Origin of the sequence: Escherichia sp. HH26CH, assembly GCF_009820205.1 — a bacterium.
Classification (GTDB): Bacteria; Pseudomonadota; Gammaproteobacteria; order Enterobacterales; family Enterobacteriaceae; genus Escherichia; species Escherichia coli_F.
In genome coordinates this window covers 61,352-78,619 of sequence record NZ_VNXM01000067.1, presented here as the reverse complement: position 1 = coordinate 78,619, position 17,268 = coordinate 61,352, and the positions used below count along the sequence as shown (strand labels likewise).

20 protein-coding genes are annotated in these 17,268 nt (G+C 50.4%); 10 read left to right on the top strand and 10 right to left on the bottom strand.

Annotated features, from left to right (window positions below):
• Window positions 1-25: 25 nt before the first annotated feature.
• Genes rfaP through rfaQ form a run of 3 tightly spaced genes read right to left on the bottom strand, consistent with a single transcriptional unit; the run spans window position 26 to window position 2,995 of the window.
• A complete protein-coding gene (gene rfaP, locus FQ015_RS22795; protein WP_160524542.1) occupies window positions 26-823 on the bottom strand; it encodes a lipopolysaccharide core heptose(I) kinase RfaP in 798 nt (265 codons plus the stop codon).
• Entirely contained in the window at window positions 816-1,940 is a 1,125-nt protein-coding gene (locus FQ015_RS22790; RefSeq protein ID WP_160524541.1) for a glycosyltransferase family 4 protein, read from the bottom strand. Before FQ015_RS22790 ends, rfaP begins: the two co-directional genes overlap by 8 nt.
• Window positions 1,937-2,995, bottom strand: a complete 1,059-nt coding sequence (rfaQ, locus tag FQ015_RS22785) for a lipopolysaccharide core heptosyltransferase RfaQ (RefSeq protein WP_000360404.1) — start codon at window positions 2,993-2,995, stop codon at window positions 1,937-1,939. The genes FQ015_RS22790 and rfaQ overlap by 4 nt, the downstream gene beginning before the upstream one ends.
• Before the next feature lie 412 nt (window positions 2,996-3,407).
• On the opposite strand from rfaQ, the gene waaA reads away from it, so the two are divergent.
• Both waaA and coaD read left to right on the top strand, forming a co-directional pair.
• The gene (gene waaA, locus FQ015_RS22780; RefSeq protein ID WP_000891553.1) at window positions 3,408-4,685 is read left to right on the top strand and encodes a lipid IV(A) 3-deoxy-D-manno-octulosonic acid transferase; all 1,278 of its coding nucleotides are present in this window, start codon (window positions 3,408-3,410) and stop codon (window positions 4,683-4,685) included.
• Between the two features lie 7 nt (window positions 4,686-4,692).
• Complete coding sequence (gene coaD / locus FQ015_RS22775; protein ID WP_160524540.1) at window positions 4,693-5,172, top strand: pantetheine-phosphate adenylyltransferase; 480 nt, start codon at window positions 4,693-4,695, stop codon at window positions 5,170-5,172.
• Between the two features lie 38 nt (window positions 5,173-5,210).
• Here coaD and mutM read toward each other — a convergent pair whose 3' ends face one another.
• The 4 genes from mutM to radC form a co-directional block, all read right to left on the bottom strand.
• On the bottom strand, window positions 5,211-6,020 hold the full coding sequence (gene mutM / locus FQ015_RS22770; RefSeq protein ID WP_160524539.1) for a bifunctional DNA-formamidopyrimidine glycosylase/DNA-(apurinic or apyrimidinic site) lyase: 810 nt from the start codon (window positions 6,018-6,020) through the stop codon (window positions 5,211-5,213).
• A 97-nt stretch (window positions 6,021-6,117) separates the two neighbouring features.
• Complete coding sequence (rpmG, locus tag FQ015_RS22765) at window positions 6,118-6,285, bottom strand: 50S ribosomal protein L33 (RefSeq protein WP_001051798.1); 168 nt, start codon at window positions 6,283-6,285, stop codon at window positions 6,118-6,120.
• A 20-nt stretch (window positions 6,286-6,305) separates the two neighbouring features.
• A complete protein-coding gene (gene rpmB, locus FQ015_RS22760) occupies window positions 6,306-6,542 on the bottom strand; it encodes a 50S ribosomal protein L28 (RefSeq protein WP_000091955.1) in 237 nt (78 codons plus the stop codon).
• Between the two features lie 216 nt (window positions 6,543-6,758).
• The gene (gene radC, locus FQ015_RS22755) at window positions 6,759-7,427 is read right to left on the bottom strand and encodes a RadC family protein (RefSeq protein ID WP_001297375.1); all 669 of its coding nucleotides are present in this window, start codon (window positions 7,425-7,427) and stop codon (window positions 6,759-6,761) included.
• A 171-nt stretch (window positions 7,428-7,598) separates the two neighbouring features.
• Between radC and coaBC the strand changes: the two genes are divergently transcribed.
• The 3 genes from coaBC (at window position 7,599) to slmA (ending at window position 9,958) form a co-directional block, all read left to right on the top strand.
• Complete coding sequence (gene coaBC, locus FQ015_RS22750) at window positions 7,599-8,819, top strand: bifunctional phosphopantothenoylcysteine decarboxylase/phosphopantothenate--cysteine ligase CoaBC (protein WP_160524538.1); 1,221 nt, start codon at window positions 7,599-7,601, stop codon at window positions 8,817-8,819.
• Entirely contained in the window at window positions 8,797-9,255 is a 459-nt protein-coding gene (dut, locus tag FQ015_RS22745) for a dUTP diphosphatase (RefSeq protein WP_000976070.1), read from the top strand. Before coaBC ends, dut begins: the two co-directional genes overlap by 23 nt.
• 106 nt (window positions 9,256-9,361) lie before the next feature.
• Window positions 9,362-9,958, top strand: a complete 597-nt coding sequence (gene slmA, locus FQ015_RS22740) for a nucleoid occlusion factor SlmA (RefSeq protein ID WP_000818601.1) — start codon at window positions 9,362-9,364, stop codon at window positions 9,956-9,958.
• Between the two features lie 36 nt (window positions 9,959-9,994).
• On the opposite strand, the gene pyrE is transcribed toward slmA, so the two are convergent.
• The gene (gene pyrE, locus FQ015_RS22735; protein WP_000806154.1) at window positions 9,995-10,636 is read right to left on the bottom strand and encodes an orotate phosphoribosyltransferase; all 642 of its coding nucleotides are present in this window, start codon (window positions 10,634-10,636) and stop codon (window positions 9,995-9,997) included.
• Between the two features lie 65 nt (window positions 10,637-10,701).
• The gene (rph, locus tag FQ015_RS22730; RefSeq protein WP_001247087.1) at window positions 10,702-11,418 is read right to left on the bottom strand and encodes a ribonuclease PH; all 717 of its coding nucleotides are present in this window, start codon (window positions 11,416-11,418) and stop codon (window positions 10,702-10,704) included.
• Window positions 11,419-11,544: 126 nt separating this feature from the next.
• Between rph and FQ015_RS22725 the strand changes: the two genes are divergently transcribed.
• The 3 genes from FQ015_RS22725 to FQ015_RS22715 all read left to right on the top strand — a co-directional run bounded on the left by FQ015_RS22725 (window position 11,545) and on the right by FQ015_RS22715 (window position 14,361).
• Entirely contained in the window at window positions 11,545-12,408 is an 864-nt protein-coding gene (locus FQ015_RS22725) for a YicC/YloC family endoribonuclease (RefSeq protein ID WP_032185479.1), read from the top strand.
• A gap of 220 nt (window positions 12,409-12,628) precedes the next feature.
• Complete coding sequence (gene dinD / locus FQ015_RS22720; RefSeq protein WP_001297973.1) at window positions 12,629-13,453, top strand: DNA damage-inducible protein D; 825 nt, start codon at window positions 12,629-12,631, stop codon at window positions 13,451-13,453.
• Window positions 13,454-13,743: 290 nt separating this feature from the next.
• Entirely contained in the window at window positions 13,744-14,361 is a 618-nt protein-coding gene (locus FQ015_RS22715) for a trimeric intracellular cation channel family protein (RefSeq protein ID WP_000924289.1), read from the top strand.
• On the opposite strand, the gene ligB is transcribed toward FQ015_RS22715, so the two are convergent.
• Window positions 14,358-16,040: an NAD-dependent DNA ligase LigB gene (gene ligB, locus FQ015_RS22710; RefSeq protein ID WP_160524550.1), complete on the bottom strand. Its 1,683-nt coding sequence runs from the start codon at window positions 16,038-16,040 to the stop codon at window positions 14,358-14,360. The two genes, FQ015_RS22715 and ligB, sit on opposite strands and share 4 nt — an antisense overlap.
• Before the next feature lie 257 nt (window positions 16,041-16,297).
• On the opposite strand from ligB, the gene gmk reads away from it, so the two are divergent.
• Window positions 16,298-16,921 (top strand): guanylate kinase, encoded by a 624-nt coding sequence (gene gmk / locus FQ015_RS22705; protein ID WP_001295237.1) that lies wholly within the window; start codon window positions 16,298-16,300, stop codon window positions 16,919-16,921.
• 54 nt (window positions 16,922-16,975) lie between these two features.
• On the top strand, window positions 16,976-17,251 hold the full coding sequence (gene rpoZ / locus FQ015_RS22700) for a DNA-directed RNA polymerase subunit omega (protein WP_000135058.1): 276 nt from the start codon (window positions 16,976-16,978) through the stop codon (window positions 17,249-17,251).
• Window positions 17,252-17,268: the final 17 nt, after the last annotated feature.

Below are 17,268 nucleotides of genomic sequence, written 5' to 3'. Positions count from 1 at the left end.
AAATAAGTTATTCATTTCTAAAGGGTTACAACGATTTTCTAATCGTTCTTTCCCTGATTTTTGTGGCTTTTGCTTCTGCTTGCGACAGCAGCCCTTGTTCCTGCTTGAGAATGTCTTTAAGCGGGGCAGCAAAATACACCTTCATGAACCGCCAGATATCCCGCTGAGTCAGGCCAATATTCATCGAAGAAAAATAAAGCCCAATAAGATCTTTATCGCGCCAACGACGTGGAACGCGCGTGCGAAGCTGCGCCCGGTGCAGGTCAATTACTGAAATTTTTAACTCCTCTTCCTTACCGGAAAAAGGCAAGTGCAGCAGGAAATGACAGATATAACAGTCACGGTGGTTAATGCCCGCAGCATGCATATCGCGCACCATCATCGCGACACGTTTAATAAGCATACGCCTTACGCGGACATCTGGTGGGTTAGTCGCCCAGTCAGCACAGTAATCTTCCAGACTGATGGTTGGTGTCAGATCTTCGGTTATAATAAACGAGGTTCTGGTCAGCGGATTAATGCCTTTTTCGCCGAATGCCACCCCATACATAGTATCAACGCCGACATCCCGCAGTCGATGAATCGCATTCCATTCGCGGTCTGCGCCTAATACTGGCATCCGCAATGAGAGTAAATTTTTGATTATCTCTTTCAGGGTCGTGCCGCGATGCCATTTGAGAAAATAGCTTTTGCCCGCCATTTCAAAGCGCAGAGTGCGGCGAGTTTCCAGTTCACGAAAAACCTCACCCTGCAAGGTTTTAACTTCCTCAAAAGGATCTTTACCGCGCCATAACGTGGCAAACGGCTCTTTAAGTTCAACCATCCAGACCACCCGTTATGATATCCGCCGCTTTTTCTGGCAGACTGTATAAATCTTGTGTATCAGCATAATGTCGCGCATTTTCCGCCCAGGCCTGGCGCAATGAAGATTGCGTTAACGCTTTGCGTAAAATCTCATTCAATGTTTCCTGGCGGAATGGCTCAACAATAGCCTCGCCGCAATTGGCGTCAACAATATAATGCGCATAGCCACAAACGGCTGTTGTTAGTACCGGTAATCCTGCAGTAATCGCTTCCAGCAGCACAATTCCCGCCGCTTCCTGGTAGGCAGGATGCAGTAATAAATCCGCCGCCGCCATTAATTCCGAGACATCGTTGCGCCCCGAGAAGAAGTGAACATTACTGCGCACGCCGCGTTTTTCTGCCAGCGCCTCAAATTTTCGCGGTTTATCCTGCCCAACAACATATAGCAATGTGTTGTGGCGCAGTGAATCCGGGAGCGAAGCAAGTGCTTCAATGGAACGATCGACACCTTTACGCGTGAAGTCTGAACCGACCTGCAACAATAAATATTGTTGTTCTGTTATTCCATTTTTCTTACGAAAGCTTTCACGGCTATTGGCTGGCTGCTGGCTATATTTACGGTCAGGATAAATCCCCGGAGGCAAAATATGAAAACGCTCCGCTTCAGTCTGATAATGTTTCTGGAAATCGGCGATTTGCTTGTCCGTCAGCATCAGAAACTGTGTCGGCTTGCCCTGTTCAAAGGTTGCCCGCTCAAAGGCGGCATAATGGCGATAACGTGACGTCAGGCGATAGAAAAAGCCTTTCTCCTGCGCCACTTTCTCGGCATAACAAACATCAGCGGCATAATAAACGTCCAGCCCCGGCATTTTGTTGAATCCAACGACTTTATCGACCGGATGCTCGTGTAAATGTTTTTGCACCCAGGCAAAATACTCCGCGTTACGCCCGTGATTGGTATGCGACTTAACCGGCACGTTGATCAGTTCAAACACATCAGGGCATTCGCCTTCCCATGACTGGGCATAAACCCGAACATGATGCCCTCGGGCCGCAACTGTCTGAGCAATACGCATAAAATCGCGTTGCAAACCGCCAAAGGGAAAATATTTATATAAACAGAAAGCAACGATCATAACGACGTACCTGTCGTGGAGGATGGCAATAATTTATCAACAGCAGCAATGACATCTGCCGCCGGAATAACCGAAAGATACATCTCATTTCGGTCACGCTGATCGCGTGTTGGCATTTCCCGGTAATCTCCCGCCCAGAATTGAATCATGTTATTTGACCAGGGACGCCAAAAAATATGGTCTGTTGCACCAAACAGCGATATCAGCGGCGTATTAACTGCAGCGGCAATGTGCGCCGGTGCGGAATCAACGCCAATAAACAGCTGCGCATGATCGATTAACGCACCAAGTTCCGGGAAGGTTACCTTTCCGGCCAACGCCGTTACTGGTGGCGTCTGGCATCCCTGCGCAATTTCATTGACGCAGGCCAGATCGTCTTTATCCGGGCCGGACGTCAGAACGACTTCATAGCCACGTGTATGTAAGGCATCAATCACAGCGGAAAACTTGGCGTTGTCCCAGCATTTGAAGATTTGCCGCGCGGTAGGTTGGATAACCACATAATTTTGTCCAACACCTGCGTGATCAAGTTCGCGACGCATTCGTTTCCAGCTTGCAGGCGGGTAACTCATCGTTGTCTGCTTCACCAACGATTCGAGACCCAGTGGCGTCAGCACGGATAAGTTACTTTCCACCACATTTCCACCCTGCAACGGCACCAGATGGGTGAAGCTTTTACGCCAAAAAGCAGACTGCCGATGATGATAATCCTGGGAAATTTTCACACGGGCATTTAATAAGCGAACCAGTATAGCAACCATCCATTGATCGGTAAGATTAACGATAAGGTCATACTTATTGGCACGTAATACCTTGATGAGATGAAAAAAGTTGGCAATTTTTTCTGAAGCTTTTGCTTTTTTATTTTTTATGCCGTAGAGCGCGTTAATCTCTGGATTTTCAGACAGAATCGGGATGGTGTCCTGATAAAGCAGCACATCGATTTTTGCGTCAGGGTAATTTTTTTTCAGCGAACTAATGACAGGAGTAGTTAATAACATATCCCCATGAAAACGCATCTTAATGAGCAAAATTCTTCGAAATGGCTTATCCACAAGTAACTCTTTTTGTTGAGATTATCCGATTAAGGTGAAGCAGAAAAAGCACGCTACCGCCCCAGGCTCAACAGCTACCTGAATACTGATACCGTACTGATATTGACGCGCTAGTGTATCACTTCTTTCGCGGCAATCCGATCCGAATGATTTTTAAGCACATCGTTGTTTTTCAATAAAGAAATCAATCAAATAAAATCATTAGCAACAATATTCTTTCACTGTTGCTCCGCGATTCATTACTGCACGTACTGCGGAAATCAATGAATCGCATAAAAATACAAAAAAAGTATAGATGTTCAGCAAGAATTGGCGGGTAAATTGCTATTTAAGTCAAAAACGGGAAAAGTAATGGTAAAGCCACAGCTAAATACATAGAATCCCCAGCACATCCATAAGTCAGCTATTTACTATGCTCGAATTGCTTTACACCGCCCTTCTCTACCTTATTCAGCCGCTGATCTGGATACGGCTCTGGGTGCGCGGACGTAAGGCTCCGGCCTATCGAAAACGCTGGGGTGAACGTTACGGTTTTTACCGCCATCCGCTAAAACCAGGCGGCATTATGCTGCACTCCGTCTCCGTTGGTGAAACGCTGGCGGCGATCCCATTGGTGCGCGCGCTGCGTCATCGTTATCCTGATTTACCGATTACCGTCACCACCATGACGCCAACCGGTTCGGAACGCGTACAATCTGCGTTCGGTAAGGATGTTCAGCACGTTTATCTGCCTTACGATCTACCCGATGCGCTTAATCGTTTCCTGAATAAAGTCGACCCCAAACTGGTGTTGATTATGGAAACCGAGCTATGGCCTAACCTGATTGCGGCGCTACATAAACGTAAAATTCCGTTGGTGATCGCTAATGCGCGACTCTCTGCACGCTCTGCCGCAGGTTATGCCAAACTGGGCAAATTCGTCCGTCGCTTGCTACGTCGAATTACGCTGATTGCCGCCCAAAATGAAGAAGATGGTGCACGTTTTGTGGCGCTGGGTGCAAAAAATAATCAGGTGACCATCACTGGTAGCCTGAAATTCGATATCTCTGTCACGCCGCAGTTGGCTGCCAAAGCAGTAACGCTGCGCCGCCAGTGGGCACCTCATCGCCCGGTATGGATTGCCACCAGCACTCACGAAGGCGAAGAGAGTGTGGTGATCGCCGCACATCAGGCATTGTTACAGCAATTCCCGAACTTATTGCTCATCCTGGTACCACGTCACCCGGAACGCTTCCCGGATGCGATTAACCTTGTCCGCCAGGCTGGGCTAAGCTATATCACACGCTCTTCAGGGGAAGTCCCCTCCACCAGCACGCAGGTTGTGGTTGGCGATACGATGGGCGAGTTGATGTTGCTGTACGGTATTGCCGATCTCGCCTTTGTTGGTGGTTCACTGGTTGAACGTGGTGGGCATAATCCACTGGAAGCCGCCGCACACGCTATTCCGGTATTGATGGGACCGCATACCTTTAACTTTAAAGATATTTGCGCACGGCTGGAGCAGGCAAGCGGGCTGATTACCGTTACCGATGCCACTACGCTTGCAAAAGAGGTTTCCTCTTTACTCACCGACGCCGATTACCGTAGTTTCTATGGCCGTCATGCCGTTGAAGTGCTGTATCAAAACCAGGGCGCGCTACAGCGTCTGCTTCAACTTCTGGAACCTTACCTGCCACCGAAAACGCATTGAGGTTGTTATGCAAAAACGGGCGATTTATCCGGGTACTTTCGATCCCATTACCAATGGTCATATCGATATCGTGACGCGTGCCACGCAAATGTTCGATCACGTTATTCTGGCGATTGCCGCCAGCCCCAGTAAAAAACCGATGTTTACTCTGGAAGAGCGTGTGGCGCTGGCACAGCACGCAACTGCGCATCTGGAAAACGTGGAAGTGGTCGGGTTTAGTGATTTGATGGCGAACTTCGCCCGTAATCAACACGCTACGGTGCTGATTCGTGGCCTGCGTGCGGTGGCGGATTTTGAATATGAAATGCAGCTGGCGCATATGAATCGCCACTTAATGCCGGAACTGGAAAGTGTGTTTCTTATGCCGTCGAAAGAGTGGTCGTTTATCTCTTCATCGTTGGTGAAAGAGGTGGCGCGCCATCAGGGCGATGTCACCCATTTCCTGCCGGAGAATGTCCATCAGGCGCTGATGGCGAAGTTAGCGTAGCGTTTATGCCGGATGGTATGCCATCCGGCGCGCATCAATTACTTCTGGCACTGCCGACAATAAAACGTTGCCCGCTGCGCATGTTTAGTCGCCATAATCGGCGTACCGCACACCCGACACGGCTCACCTTTTCGCCCGTAAACCTGCAATTCCTGAGCGAAATAGCCCGGTTTACCATCACTTTGCAGAAAATCTTTCAGCGTTGTACCGCCCTGCTCAATCGAACGCAGCAACACCGCTTTAATCACCCGAGCTAACAATTCACACTCCGCCAGCGACAGTGATGACGCCAGCCGATCCGGATGGATCCGCGCCGCAAACAGAGATTCGCTGGCATAGATATTCCCTACGCCTACCACCAGCTTGTTATCCATCAGCCACGGTTTAATCGCCGTTTTTTTCTTTGCGCACTTCTGATGCAGGTACTCACCGTTGAAATCGTCGCTAAGCGGCTCCGGTCCAAGGTGGGCCAGCACATTATGCCCTTCCAGCTCTTTGGTCCACAGCCAGGCACCAAAACGGCGCGGATCGGTATAGCGCAGTACTTTGCCGTTGCTCATCACCAAATCAACATGGTCATGCTTTTCGGGAGGAAGTTCTTCTGAAAGGATGCGCAGGCTGCCAGACATCCCCAAATGAATGATAATCCAGCCCTCAGGCAGCTCCAGCAGCAGATATTTAGCCCGGCGCTGCACGCTAAGCACTGGTTGGTCGCTTAAACGGTAGATCTCTTCTGAAACCGGCCAGCGCAGGCGACCGTTGCGCACCACCGCATGAAGAATGGTTGCACCAACGAGATGCGGTTCGATGCCGCGTCGGCTGGTTTCAACTTCGGGTAATTCAGGCATAGCATCTCCGGGAATGAACAGATGCAGTCAATATGGGGGCAAGCAGATAACAAAAAACCCCGCCGGAGCGAGGTTTTTCGTTACATCAAAGCGAGAATTATTTGATTTTCGCTTCTTTGTAGATCACGTGCTGGCGAACAACTGGATCGAATTTTTTCAGTTCCAGTTTTTCCGGCTTAGTACGTTTGTTCTTCGTAGTGGTATAGAAGTGACCAGTACCAGCAGAAGAAACCAGCTTGATTTTCTCACGAATACCTTTAGCCATGATTTATTTCCTCTAAGTACTTAGTACTTTTCGCCACGGGCACGCAGTTCAGCCAGAACTGTATCGATGCCTTTTTTATCGATTACACGCATACCTTTAGCAGATACGCGCAGGGTGACAAAACGCTTCTCGCTCTCAACCCAGAAACGGTGAGAGTGCAGGTTCGGCAGGAAACGGCGTTTAGTCGCGTTCAGTGCGTGGGAACGGTTGTTACCGGTCACCGGACGCTTGCCAGTAACTTGGCAGACTCGGGACATGTCTATTCTCCAAAAATCAAATTAGCTCGAGCTTCGTATGGGGTATTGGCGCCTCGTCAGGCTTTACAGCCCGGTCATCGCAGTTCTATGTGAACTCTCGATTGCCAGGCCCAAATGCCAAACCCGAGATTCTCAAAGGTGGCGTAGTATACGCTGACTCAGCGATGTGCTCAAGTCCCGAACAGACAAAGATCCCGAAGGATCGCGCATAGCGGGTTAAATCCAGCCGCGTTCGGCAAAAGAAACATACTCTCCACGCCCAATCACGATATGGTCGAGCACGCGTAAATCCATGAACTGACAACTTTTTATTATCCGTTCGGTAATGAGTTTATCCGCTTTACTGGGTTCAGCACAACCCGAAGGGTGATTATGTGCAAGGATCAGCGCCGAGGCGTTTATTTTTATCGCTTCGCGGATAATTTCCCGAGGATGGACTTCAACATGGTTTAGCGTGCCGGAAAAAAGACGGCTATGCGTTATAACCCTGTGTTGTGAGTCGAGAAAGATCACCATAAAGATCTCCCGCTCCTCGCCCGTGAGCTGGCTTTGTAAAAATTCCCTCGTCATCTCCGGGCTGAGTAAAGGGCTTTCTTCACGCATCCGCACGTTGTAGTAACGCCGCGCCAGTTCAGCAATTCCCTTTAACTGGGCAAATTTCGCCACGCCAATTCCATGAACGCCACTAAACTGTTCATATTCAGAGGTTAACAAGCCATAAAGAGAGCCGAAATTCTCCAGCATCTCTTTTGCCAGGGTTAATACATCTTTACCGCGCGTTCCGGTACGCAGAAATAGCGCCAGCAGCTCGACATCCGTTAAGGCGCTAATACCAAACTTCAGCATTTTTTCGCGCGGCATCAACAGCTGTGCATTGTTTTTCACCTTCACCTCCTTTGTGGTGCTCGCATCCTGTCATAGCCGTTCCGTTAAATCGACGGTCAGTTTTCAATCCTGGAAAGCGCCTCGCAAAGTGATTCTCAGGTGAAGGCACGACAACAAAAGTATTGTGATAAAATCGCCAACTTCTGGTGTCACCCAACAGGAAAAATCATCATGAGCCTGGCCGGTAAAAAAATCGTTCTCGGCGTCAGCGGCGGCATTGCTGCCTATAAAACCCCTGAGCTGGTGCGTCGTTTGCGCGATCGCGGGGCCGACGTCCGCGTAGCCATGACCGAAGCGGCAAAAGCCTTTATTACCCCACTTAGCTTGCAGGCAGTTTCGGGGTATCCCGTTTCCGACAGTCTGCTTGACCCGGCAGCCGAAGCCGCTATGGGCCATATTGAGCTGGGTAAATGGGCTGATTTAGTGATTCTCGCCCCTGCCACGGCGGATTTGATTGCTCGCGTTGCCGCCGGAATGGCGAATGACCTGGTATCAACAATTTGCCTGGCTACACCTGCGCCTGTTGCCGTGCTCCCCGCCATGAACCAGCAGATGTACCGTGCCGCCGCCACCCAGCATAATTTAGAGGTGCTTGCTTCCCGTGGTTTGCTCATCTGGGGGCCAGACAGTGGCAGTCAGGCTTGTGGTGATATCGGCCCTGGGCGAATGCTCGATCCGTTAACCATTGTTGATATGGCGGTAGCGCATTTTTCGCCCGTCAACGACCTGAAACATCTGAACATTATGATTACCGCCGGCCCGACGCGTGAACCGCTCGATCCGGTGCGTTATATCTCTAATCACAGCTCAGGCAAGATGGGTTTTGCTATCGCCGCCGCCGCTGCCCGTCGTGGCGCGAACGTCACGCTGGTATCAGGTCCGGTTTCACTACCGACGCCACCGTTTGTTAAACGTGTTGATGTAATGACTGCGCTGGAAATGGAAGCCGCCGTGAATGCTTCTGTACAGCAGCAAAATATTTTTATCGGTTGCGCCGCCGTGGCGGATTATCGTGCTGCTACAGTGGCCCCTGAAAAAATCAAAAAGCAGGCCACGCAGGGTGATGAATTAACAATAAAAATGGTTAAAAACCCCGATATCGTCGCTAGTGTTGCCGCACTAAAAGACCATCGACCGTACGTCGTTGGATTTGCCGCCGAAACAAATAATGTGGAAGAATACGCCCGGCAAAAACGTATCCGTAAAAACCTTGACCTGATCTGTGCGAACGATGTTTCCCAGCCAACTCAAGGATTTAACAGCGACAGCAACGCATTACACCTTTTCTGGCAGGACGGAGATAAAGTCTTACCGCTTGAGCGAAAAGAGCTCCTTGGCCAATTATTACTCGACGAGATCGTGACCCGTTATGATGAAAAAAATCGACGTTAAGATTCTGGACCCGCGCGTTGGGAAGGAATTTCCGCTCCCGACTTATGCCACCTCTGGCTCTGCCGGACTTGACCTGCGTGCCTGTCTCGACGACGCCGTAGAACTGGCTCCGGGTGACACTACGCTGGTTCCGACCGGGCTGGCGATTCATATTGCCGATCCTTCACTGGCGGCAATGATGCTGCCGCGCTCCGGATTGGGACATAAGCACGGTATCGTGCTTGGTAACCTGGTAGGATTGATCGATTCTGACTATCAGGGCCAGTTGATGATTTCCGTGTGGAACCGTGGTCAGGACAGCTTCACCATTCAACCTGGCGAACGCATCGCCCAGATGATTTTTGTTCCGGTAGTACAGGCTGAATTTAATCTGGTGGAAGATTTCGACGCCACCGACCGCGGTGAAGGCGGCTTTGGTCACTCTGGTCGTCAGTAACACATACGCATCCGAATAACGTCATAACATAGCCGCAAACATTTCGTTTGCGGTCATAGCGTGGGTGCCGCCTGGCAAGTGCTTATTTTCAGGGGTATTTTGTAACATGGCAGAAAAACAAACTGCGAAAAGGAACCGTCGCGAGGAAATACTTCAGTCTCTGGCGCTGATGCTGGAATCCAGCGATGGAAGCCAACGTATCACGACGGCAAAACTGGCCGCCTCTGTCGGCGTTTCCGAAGCGGCACTGTATCGCCACTTCCCCAGTAAGACCCGCATGTTCGATAGCCTGATTGAGTTTATCGAAGATAGCCTGATTACTCGCATCAATCTGATTCTGAAAGATGAGAAAGACACCACAGCGCGCCTGCGTCTGATTGTGTTGCTGCTTCTCGGTTTTGGTGAGCGTAATCCTGGCCTGACCCGCATCCTCACTGGTCATGCACTAATGTTTGAACAGGATCGCCTGCAAGGGCGCATCAACCAGCTATTCGAGCGTATTGAAGCGCAGTTGCGTCAGGTATTGCGTGAAAAGAGAATGCGTGAGGGTGAAGGTTACACCACCGATGAAACACTGCTGGCAAGCCAGATCCTGGCCTTCTGTGAAGGTATGCTGTCACGCTTTGTCCGCAGCGAGTTTAAATACCGCCCGACGGATGACTTTGACGCCCGCTGGCCGCTAATTGCCGCGCAGTTGCAGTAATATGACGCCGGATGACTTTTCATCCGGCGAGTTTCTTTAAACGCCAAACTCTTCGCGATAGGCCTTAACCGCCGCCAGATGTTCCGCCATTTCTGGCTTCTCTTCCAGATAAGCAATCAAGTCTTTCAGGGTGATGATAGAGATCACTTTGCAGTTGTAATCACGTTCAACTTCCTGAATTGCCGAAATCTCGCCGCGACCACGCTCCTGACGATCGAGCGAAATCAATACGCCAGCAAGCGTCGCGCCATTGGCCTGAATAATTTCCATCGACTCGCGAATCGCCGTTCCGGCGGTGATCACATCATCCACCAGCATTACGCGTCCTTGTAACGCGCTACCGACCAGATTGCCGCCTTCACCGTGGTCTTTTGCTTCTTTGCGGTTAAAGCAGTACGGCAGATCCAGGTCATGATGCTCCGCCAGCGCCACAGCGGTAGTGGTGGCAATTGGGATCCCTTTGTAAGCAGGGCCAAACAGCAGATCGAACTCAATGCCGGAATCCACTAACGCTTCAGCGTAAAAACGGCCTAACAGTGCCAGATCGCGCCCGGTATTAAACAGCCCGGCGTTGAAGAAATAGGGGCTTTTGCGCCCGGACTTCAGCGTAAACTCGCCAAACTTTAATACCTGCTTGCCAAGCGCAAATTCAATAAACTGGCGCTGATATGGTTTCATGCCTTCGCTCCTCATCTTACTTTTCTACAGACAAAAAAAAGGCGACTCATCAGTCGCCTTAAAAATCAGTTTGCCAGCGCCGCCTTCTGCGTCGCTACAATGGATTCGATTCCCCCTCGGGCCAGCGCCAACAAGGTGAGTAGCTCTTCATGGGTAAACGGCTCGCCTTCTGCCGTTCCCTGAACTTCAATGATGCGCCCGTCTTCGGTCATCACCACGTTCATGTCCGTTTCAGCGGCAGAGTCTTCAACGTATTCCAGATCGCAAACCGCTTCGCCGTTCACAATCCCGACAGAAACCGCGGCTACCATCCCTTTCATCGGGTTGGTTTTCAGCTTGCCATTTTCAACCAGTTTATTCAGGGCATCGGCTAGTGCAACACAAGCACCGGTGATAGAAGCAGTGCGGGTGCCGCCATCGGCCTGAAGTACGTCGCAGTCCAGCGTAATAGTAAACTCACCGAGGGCTTTCAAATCTACTGCGGCGCGCAATGCACGAGCGATCAGACGCTGGATTTCCATCGTGCGGCCGCCCTGCTTACCCTTCGCCGCTTCACGGGCATTACGGGTATGAGTAGAGCGCGGCAGCATACCGTATTCTGCGGTGATCCAGCCCTGGCCCTGACCTTTCAGGAAGCGCGGCACGCCTTCTTCAATAGAGGCGGTACACAACACTTTGGTATCGCCAAATTCGACCAGCACCGAGCCTTCTGCATGTTTTGTATAGTTACGAGTCAGGGTAACGGGACGCACCTGATTATTGCTACGGCCTGCTGGACGCATATTGAAATCTCCGGCTTGAAACAAATGTGGCTGCGCATTATACGGACTTCCGGCGGTTATTCCTATCCTGACAAGGCATCGATGGCTATAATCCTTCCACCTCTCCTTTTATAAACAGGAACGTCTATGATCCGCAGTATGACCGCCTACGCCCGGCGTGAAATCAAGGGTGAATGGGGGAGCGCAACCTGGGAAATGCGCTCGGTAAACCAGCGTTATCTGGAAACTTACTTTCGTCTGCCGGAGCAGTTCCGTAGCCTTGAACCTGTCGTTCGCGAGCGTATTCGTTCTCGCCTGACGCGTGGTAAAGTGGAATGTACCCTGCGCTATGAGCCAGATGTCAGCGCACAAGGTGAGCTGATCCTCAACGAAAAACTGGCTAAACAGCTGGTAACTGCCGCGAACTGGGTAAAAATGCAGAGTGACGAAGGGGAAATCAACCCGGTTGATATTCTCCGTTGGCCAGGCGTGATGGCAGCCCAGGAGCAGGATCTCGACGCGATTGCTGCTGAAATTCTCGCGGCGCTGGATGGTACGCTGGATGACTTTATCGTCGCGCGCGAAACCGAAGGTCAGGCGCTGAAAGCATTGATCGAGCAGCGTCTGGAAGGCGTTACCGCCGAAGTGATCAAAGTCCGCGCCCATATGCCGGAAATCCTGCAATGGCAGCGTGAGCGTCTGGTCGCTAAGCTGGAAGATGCTCAGGTTCAGTTGGAGAACAACCGTCTGGAGCAGGAGTTGGTTCTGCTGGCACAACGAATTGACGTTGCCGAAGAGTTGGACCGCCTCGAAGCGCATGTTAAAGAGACCTACAACATTCTGAAGAAAAAAGAAGCCGTTGGTCGTCGTCTGGACTTTATGATGCAGGAGTTCAACCGCGAGTCAAACACCCTGGCCTCGAAGTCTATCAATGCCGAAGTGACAAACTCTGCCATCGAGCTGAAAGTGTTGATTGAGCAGATGCGCGAGCAGATTCAGAACATTGAATAACTCGTAACGCCAATTCTTACTTTTCAGCCTTCACAAATGCCGCCCACTCAAACAGAGCGGCATTTTTCTTCCCCGCAACTTCAATTCTGTTTTGCGTGCCTGCTCCAGATTTTGCGATGTTTTTTTGCCCAGCACACTGAGAACGTGAGATACTCACAACTGTATATAAATACAGTTACAGATTTACTTTCTTTGCAATCGATATCACATGGAGTGGGCAATGAACGAACATCATCAACCTTTTGAAGAAATACGGCATTATGGCACTGAAGGGCAAGAATTTTGGTCAGCGAGAGAATTGGCACCGTTACTGGATTATCGGGACTGGCGCAATTTTCAAAAGGTACTGGCCCGCGCGACTCAAGCGTGCGAAGCCAGCAATCAAGCTGCATCTGACCATTTCGTTGAAACCACCAAAATGGTTGTATTAGGTTCAGGGGCTCAACGAGAACTTGAAGATGTTCATCTCTCCCGCTATGCCTGTTACCTGGTAGTACAAAACGGCGACCCTGCGAAACCGGTTATTGCGGCAGGGCAAACTTATTTTGCTATCCAGACCCGACGGCAGGAGCTGGCTGACGATGAAGCTTTCAGGCAACTTCGTGAAGACGAAAAGCGTCTTTTTCTGAGAAATGAGTTGAAAGAACATAACAAACAATTAGTTGAGGCAGCGCAGCAAGCTGGGGTAGCGACAGCTATCGATTTCGCCATATTTCAGAATCATGGTTACCGGGGACTGTATGGTGGATTAGATCAGAAAGCCATCCATCAGCGGAAGGGGCTGAAAAAGAGTCAGAAGATCCTGGATCATATGGGTTCAACAGAACTGGCGGCTAATCTCTTTCGAGCTACCCAAACAGAAGAAAAACTCAAGCGGGATGGCGTGAATTCAAAACAGCAAGCTAACACCACACACTTTGACGTGGGTCGCAAGGTGAGGCAAACCATTCAGGAACTTGGCGGAACCATGCCTGAGGAGTTGCCGACCCCGCAGGTTAGCATCAAGCAGTTGGAAAACAGTGTAAAAATTACAGAGAAAAAATAGCAGAAACTAAAAACTCTTTTTGTTGATTGAGACACCCGATGCGTAAGCCAAGGTCCAGGTGCAGTGAACACAATGGCTAACATTGCACCTTTCTTTTCCACCCCTCAGTTTTAACCTACTTTTTCTTATGCATTTTCTCAGACAAGAAGTCAGAAGAATGCATCTACGCTACAGAAAATAACAATTTCACATAACTACAAATTATCAATTCCCTCTCACCTTAAAAAATCTCAATCGTGACAATGCGCACAAATCGCTACCCTGCCAGACAGATTTTTAGGGAGAGAACCATGCTGTTACACATTTTGTATTTGGTTGGCATTACTGCCGAAGCCATGACGGGGGCGCTGGCGGCCGGACGACGGCGCATGGATACATTTGGCGTAATTATTATTGCGACCGCCACGGCAATTGGCGGAGGGTCAGTGCGCGATATTCTGCTGGGCCACTATCCGCTCGGCTGGGTCAAACACCCGGAATATGTGATTATCGTCGCTACCGCCGCAGTACTCACCACTATTGTTGCTCCTGTAATGCCTTACCTGCGCAAAGTGTTTCTGGTGCTCGATGCGCTCGGACTGGTAGTCTTTTCTATCATTGGCGCACAGGTTGCACTGGATATGGGACACGGCCCGATCATTGCCGTTGTCGCAGCTGTGACGACCGGCGTATTTGGCGGCGTTTTGCGCGATATGTTCTGTAAACGCATCCCACTGGTATTCCAGAAAGAGTTGTATGCCGGTGTCTCATTTGCCTCCGCCGTGCTGTACATCGCGCTGCAACACTATGTTTCTAACCATGATGTGGTGATTATCTCCACCCTGGTATTCGGTTTTTTTGCCCGTTTACTGGCGCTACGTCTTAAGCTGGGATTACCGGTCTTTTACTACAGCCACGAAGGTCACTAAGGTTCAAAACCTGTGATCTGCTGGGCAGCCAGCCAACTGCCCAGCTTCTTGATTTGCGCATTTTCCTTCCATTCAATAACCTGTCTGGCGCGCCCCGATCCAGTCCCCGGCAACTGCTGCCAGAACTGTTCTGTGCTAAATAAAAGTTGCGACCAGGACCGTTCATCACTGGCGTTAAGCGCCTCCCGGGTTAGTGGTATTCCCATTGCCATCACCCAGCGAGTAAAAGGCTGCTTACGAGCCAGATTAAACTGATGCCATAACTGTGTGCTTTTACTTTTCGCGATCCCCGGCGTGTTCTGTAATTGCTCTGGCGTTAATAAAAGCCAGGAAAAGATATGCTCAAAGCGATGAGTCTGATGCAGCGCGCGCCAGCCAGCCTCACCAATGCCATCCAGCCCCAGAACCTGTTTTGCCCCCAGCCAGACTAAGCGTGAAATGAACTGTTCCCGACAAACATCAGAAGCAAAGTAGCAGGTCAACGAGTTAAAGCGGTTTTCTGGTGGTGTCGGTTTTGTGCGTTCTGTACCGCGCCAGACCACATTATCAATGCGAGGAATACCCTGCCCGGCAAGGCTGACGAGGAACTGATCACCAGGCGCAATATCCCACTCCTGCCAGCGTCTGACGGAACCAACATTCACCCGCTGAACTTTTTTATCATCCAACATGACAGGCACAAGTGACGCAACCACCGAGATTTTACCGCTCTTGCCCACCGCAAACTGAATCGCCTTCACTTCGGCAACCTGAGCTACAGGTTGATATTTCCAGGCCACCAGCCACTCTGCCTGGCCCGGCAGCCAATGGCGAGATTCGGGTTCCTTAGCCGCTCGTACAACCACGCCATCGGTGACGAAAGGTAATTTCGCTTTCCACCACTCATTGCGTATGCGCTCAACCTCATCAGCATTGTTAACCGCACGGGTATACGTCTGCGTTAGAGTAAAACCTGCGGTAGTCAGCTGCTGTAAACGATCGGTCATTAACTGCGTTCCATCCGGCCATGCCCAGACAAAAACGCCCAGTGAATTCAGCGTGTCGCTATTCCCCTGGCGCATCAGGAGACCAGCAACTTTTGAGCGGGCATTTATTCCCCCCATTTGTTGTTGGATATGCCCCTCGCGCTTGAGAAATATTTCCCCCTGAAGTGTACTATTGACTAAAGGCCCGCTAACGGTTTGCGGCACAGAGGGAATTAAGCTAACTTTCTGCGTCCAGTCCTCCCCTTTCAGGCCATTGCCGCGACTGATTGCTTTGTTCAGTTTCCCGTCCCGATAAACCAGGGTTACCGCAACGCCATCGACTTTCGGCTGTACCCAAAGATCGTTGTGTTCACGCATCCAAAGACGTAGTGCATTTTTATCCGCTAATTTACGCACGCCCGTATGCGCAACTGGATGCATAACTGTGCCTGCCAAAGGTGGCATCATCGCGTCGCGGGGCTCGTTCCCAAAACAGCGTTGCCACTGCGTGAGACGGGCGCTTAACTGATCGTAAACACCGTCTTCAATTTCACTTTCCCCTTCCTTCCAGTAGTCATCGTCCCACTGTTTTATTTGCTGTTGCAGGCGGGAAATTTCTTCCTGTGCTCTGGCTGGCGACCAGGCCGGACAGACCGCCCACGCCGATGATTGCCAGCACAAGATACTTATTAATATCGCCATCCATACTTTCATCATCACCTCCGCTGTAGATAGTCAGGCAGATATACAACGTGATGAAAGCAAAGCCGAGTGGCAAAAACGGAGTCTGCGAGGACGCTTCCTGAGAATCGTCTTTATTGCAGTGAATCACAGGCAAATGCGGAAGCAGCTACGCAAAACGCAACAACTTTGCGCAAAAAGTGTGAGCAAGGGCTACGTCACATGGCCGCGCCGTGTATAATAAGCTCGTATGTAGGCTTTATTTCGCTAATCACATACGAAAGATACTCATGGCTCAAGGCACGCTTTATATTGTTTCTGCCCCCAGTGGCGCGGGTAAATCCAGCCTGATTCAGGCTTTATTAAAAACCCAACCGTTGTATGACACCCAGGTTTCTGTTTCACACACCACGCGCCAACCGCGTCCTGGTGAAGTTCACGGTGAACATTATTTCTTTGTTAATCATGATGAATTTAAAGAAATGATTAGCAGAGATGCGTTCCTCGAACACGCAGAAGTTTTTGGTAATTACTATGGCACTTCGCGTGAGGCCATTGAGCAAGTACTGGCGACCGGTGTCGATGTTTTTCTCGATATCGACTGGCAGGGCGCGCAGCAAATTCGCCAGAAGATGCCGCACGCGCGGAGTATCTTTATTTTACCGCCGTCCAAAATTGAACTGGACCGCCGTCTACGCGGTCGCGGTCAGGACAGCGAAGAGGTCATTGCAAAGCGTATGGCGCAAGCTGTTGCAGAAATGAGCCATTACGCCGAATATGATTACCTGATTGTGAATGATGACTTCGATACCGCGTTGACCGATTTGAAGACCATTATTCGCGCCGAACGTCTGCGCATGAGCCGCCAAAAGCAGCGTCATGACGCTTTAATCAGCAAATTGTTGGCAGACTGAACCTGATTTCAGTATCATGCCCAGTCATTTCTTCACCTGTGGAGCTTTTTAAGTATGGCACGCGTAACTGTTCAGGACGCTGTAGAGAAAATTGGTAACCGTTTTGACCTGGTACTGGTCGCCGCGCGTCGCGCTCGTCAGATGCAGGTAGGCGGAAAGGATCCGCTGGTACCGGAAGAAAACGATAAAACCACAGTAATCGCGCTGCGCGAAATCGAAGAAGGTCTGATCAACAACCAGATCCTCGACGTTCGCGAACGCCAGGAACAGCAAGAGCAGGAAGCCGCTGAATTACAAGCCGTTACCGCTATTGCTGAAGGTCGTCGTTAATCACAAAGCGGGTCGCC

Bases quoted from the DNA above. Each gene is read 5' to 3' on its own strand.
- rfaP (WP_160524542.1), bottom strand. From the start codon at position 823: ATGGTTGAACTTAAAGAGCCGTTTGCCACGTTATGGCGCGGTAAAGAT.
- FQ015_RS22790 (WP_160524541.1), bottom strand. From the start codon at position 1,940: ATGATCGTTGCTTTCTGTTTATATAAATATTTTCCCTTTGGCGGTTTG.
- waaA (WP_000891553.1), top strand. From the start codon at position 3,408: ATGCTCGAATTGCTTTACACCGCCCTTCTCTACCTTATTCAGCCGCTG.
- coaD (WP_160524540.1), top strand. From the start codon at position 4,693: ATGCAAAAACGGGCGATTTATCCGGGTACTTTCGATCCCATTACCAAT.
- mutM (WP_160524539.1), bottom strand. From the start codon at position 6,020: ATGCCTGAATTACCCGAAGTTGAAACCAGCCGACGCGGCATCGAACCG.
- rpmG (WP_001051798.1), bottom strand. From the start codon at position 6,285: ATGGCTAAAGGTATTCGTGAGAAAATCAAGCTGGTTTCTTCTGCTGGT.
- rpmB (WP_000091955.1), bottom strand. From the start codon at position 6,542: ATGTCCCGAGTCTGCCAAGTTACTGGCAAGCGTCCGGTGACCGGTAAC.
- coaBC (WP_160524538.1), top strand. From the start codon at position 7,599: ATGAGCCTGGCCGGTAAAAAAATCGTTCTCGGCGTCAGCGGCGGCATT.
- dut (WP_000976070.1), top strand. From the start codon at position 8,797: ATGATGAAAAAAATCGACGTTAAGATTCTGGACCCGCGCGTTGGGAAG.
- slmA (WP_000818601.1), top strand. From the start codon at position 9,362: ATGGCAGAAAAACAAACTGCGAAAAGGAACCGTCGCGAGGAAATACTT.
- pyrE (WP_000806154.1), bottom strand. From the start codon at position 10,636: ATGAAACCATATCAGCGCCAGTTTATTGAATTTGCGCTTGGCAAGCAG.
- rph (WP_001247087.1), bottom strand. From the start codon at position 11,418: ATGCGTCCAGCAGGCCGTAGCAATAATCAGGTGCGTCCCGTTACCCTG.
- FQ015_RS22725 (WP_032185479.1), top strand. From the start codon at position 11,545: ATGATCCGCAGTATGACCGCCTACGCCCGGCGTGAAATCAAGGGTGAA.
- dinD (WP_001297973.1), top strand. From the start codon at position 12,629: ATGAACGAACATCATCAACCTTTTGAAGAAATACGGCATTATGGCACT.
- FQ015_RS22715 (WP_000924289.1), top strand. From the start codon at position 13,744: ATGCTGTTACACATTTTGTATTTGGTTGGCATTACTGCCGAAGCCATG.
- ligB (WP_160524550.1), bottom strand. From the start codon at position 16,040: ATGAAAGTATGGATGGCGATATTAATAAGTATCTTGTGCTGGCAATCA.
- gmk (WP_001295237.1), top strand. From the start codon at position 16,298: ATGGCTCAAGGCACGCTTTATATTGTTTCTGCCCCCAGTGGCGCGGGT.
- rpoZ (WP_000135058.1), top strand. From the start codon at position 16,976: ATGGCACGCGTAACTGTTCAGGACGCTGTAGAGAAAATTGGTAACCGT.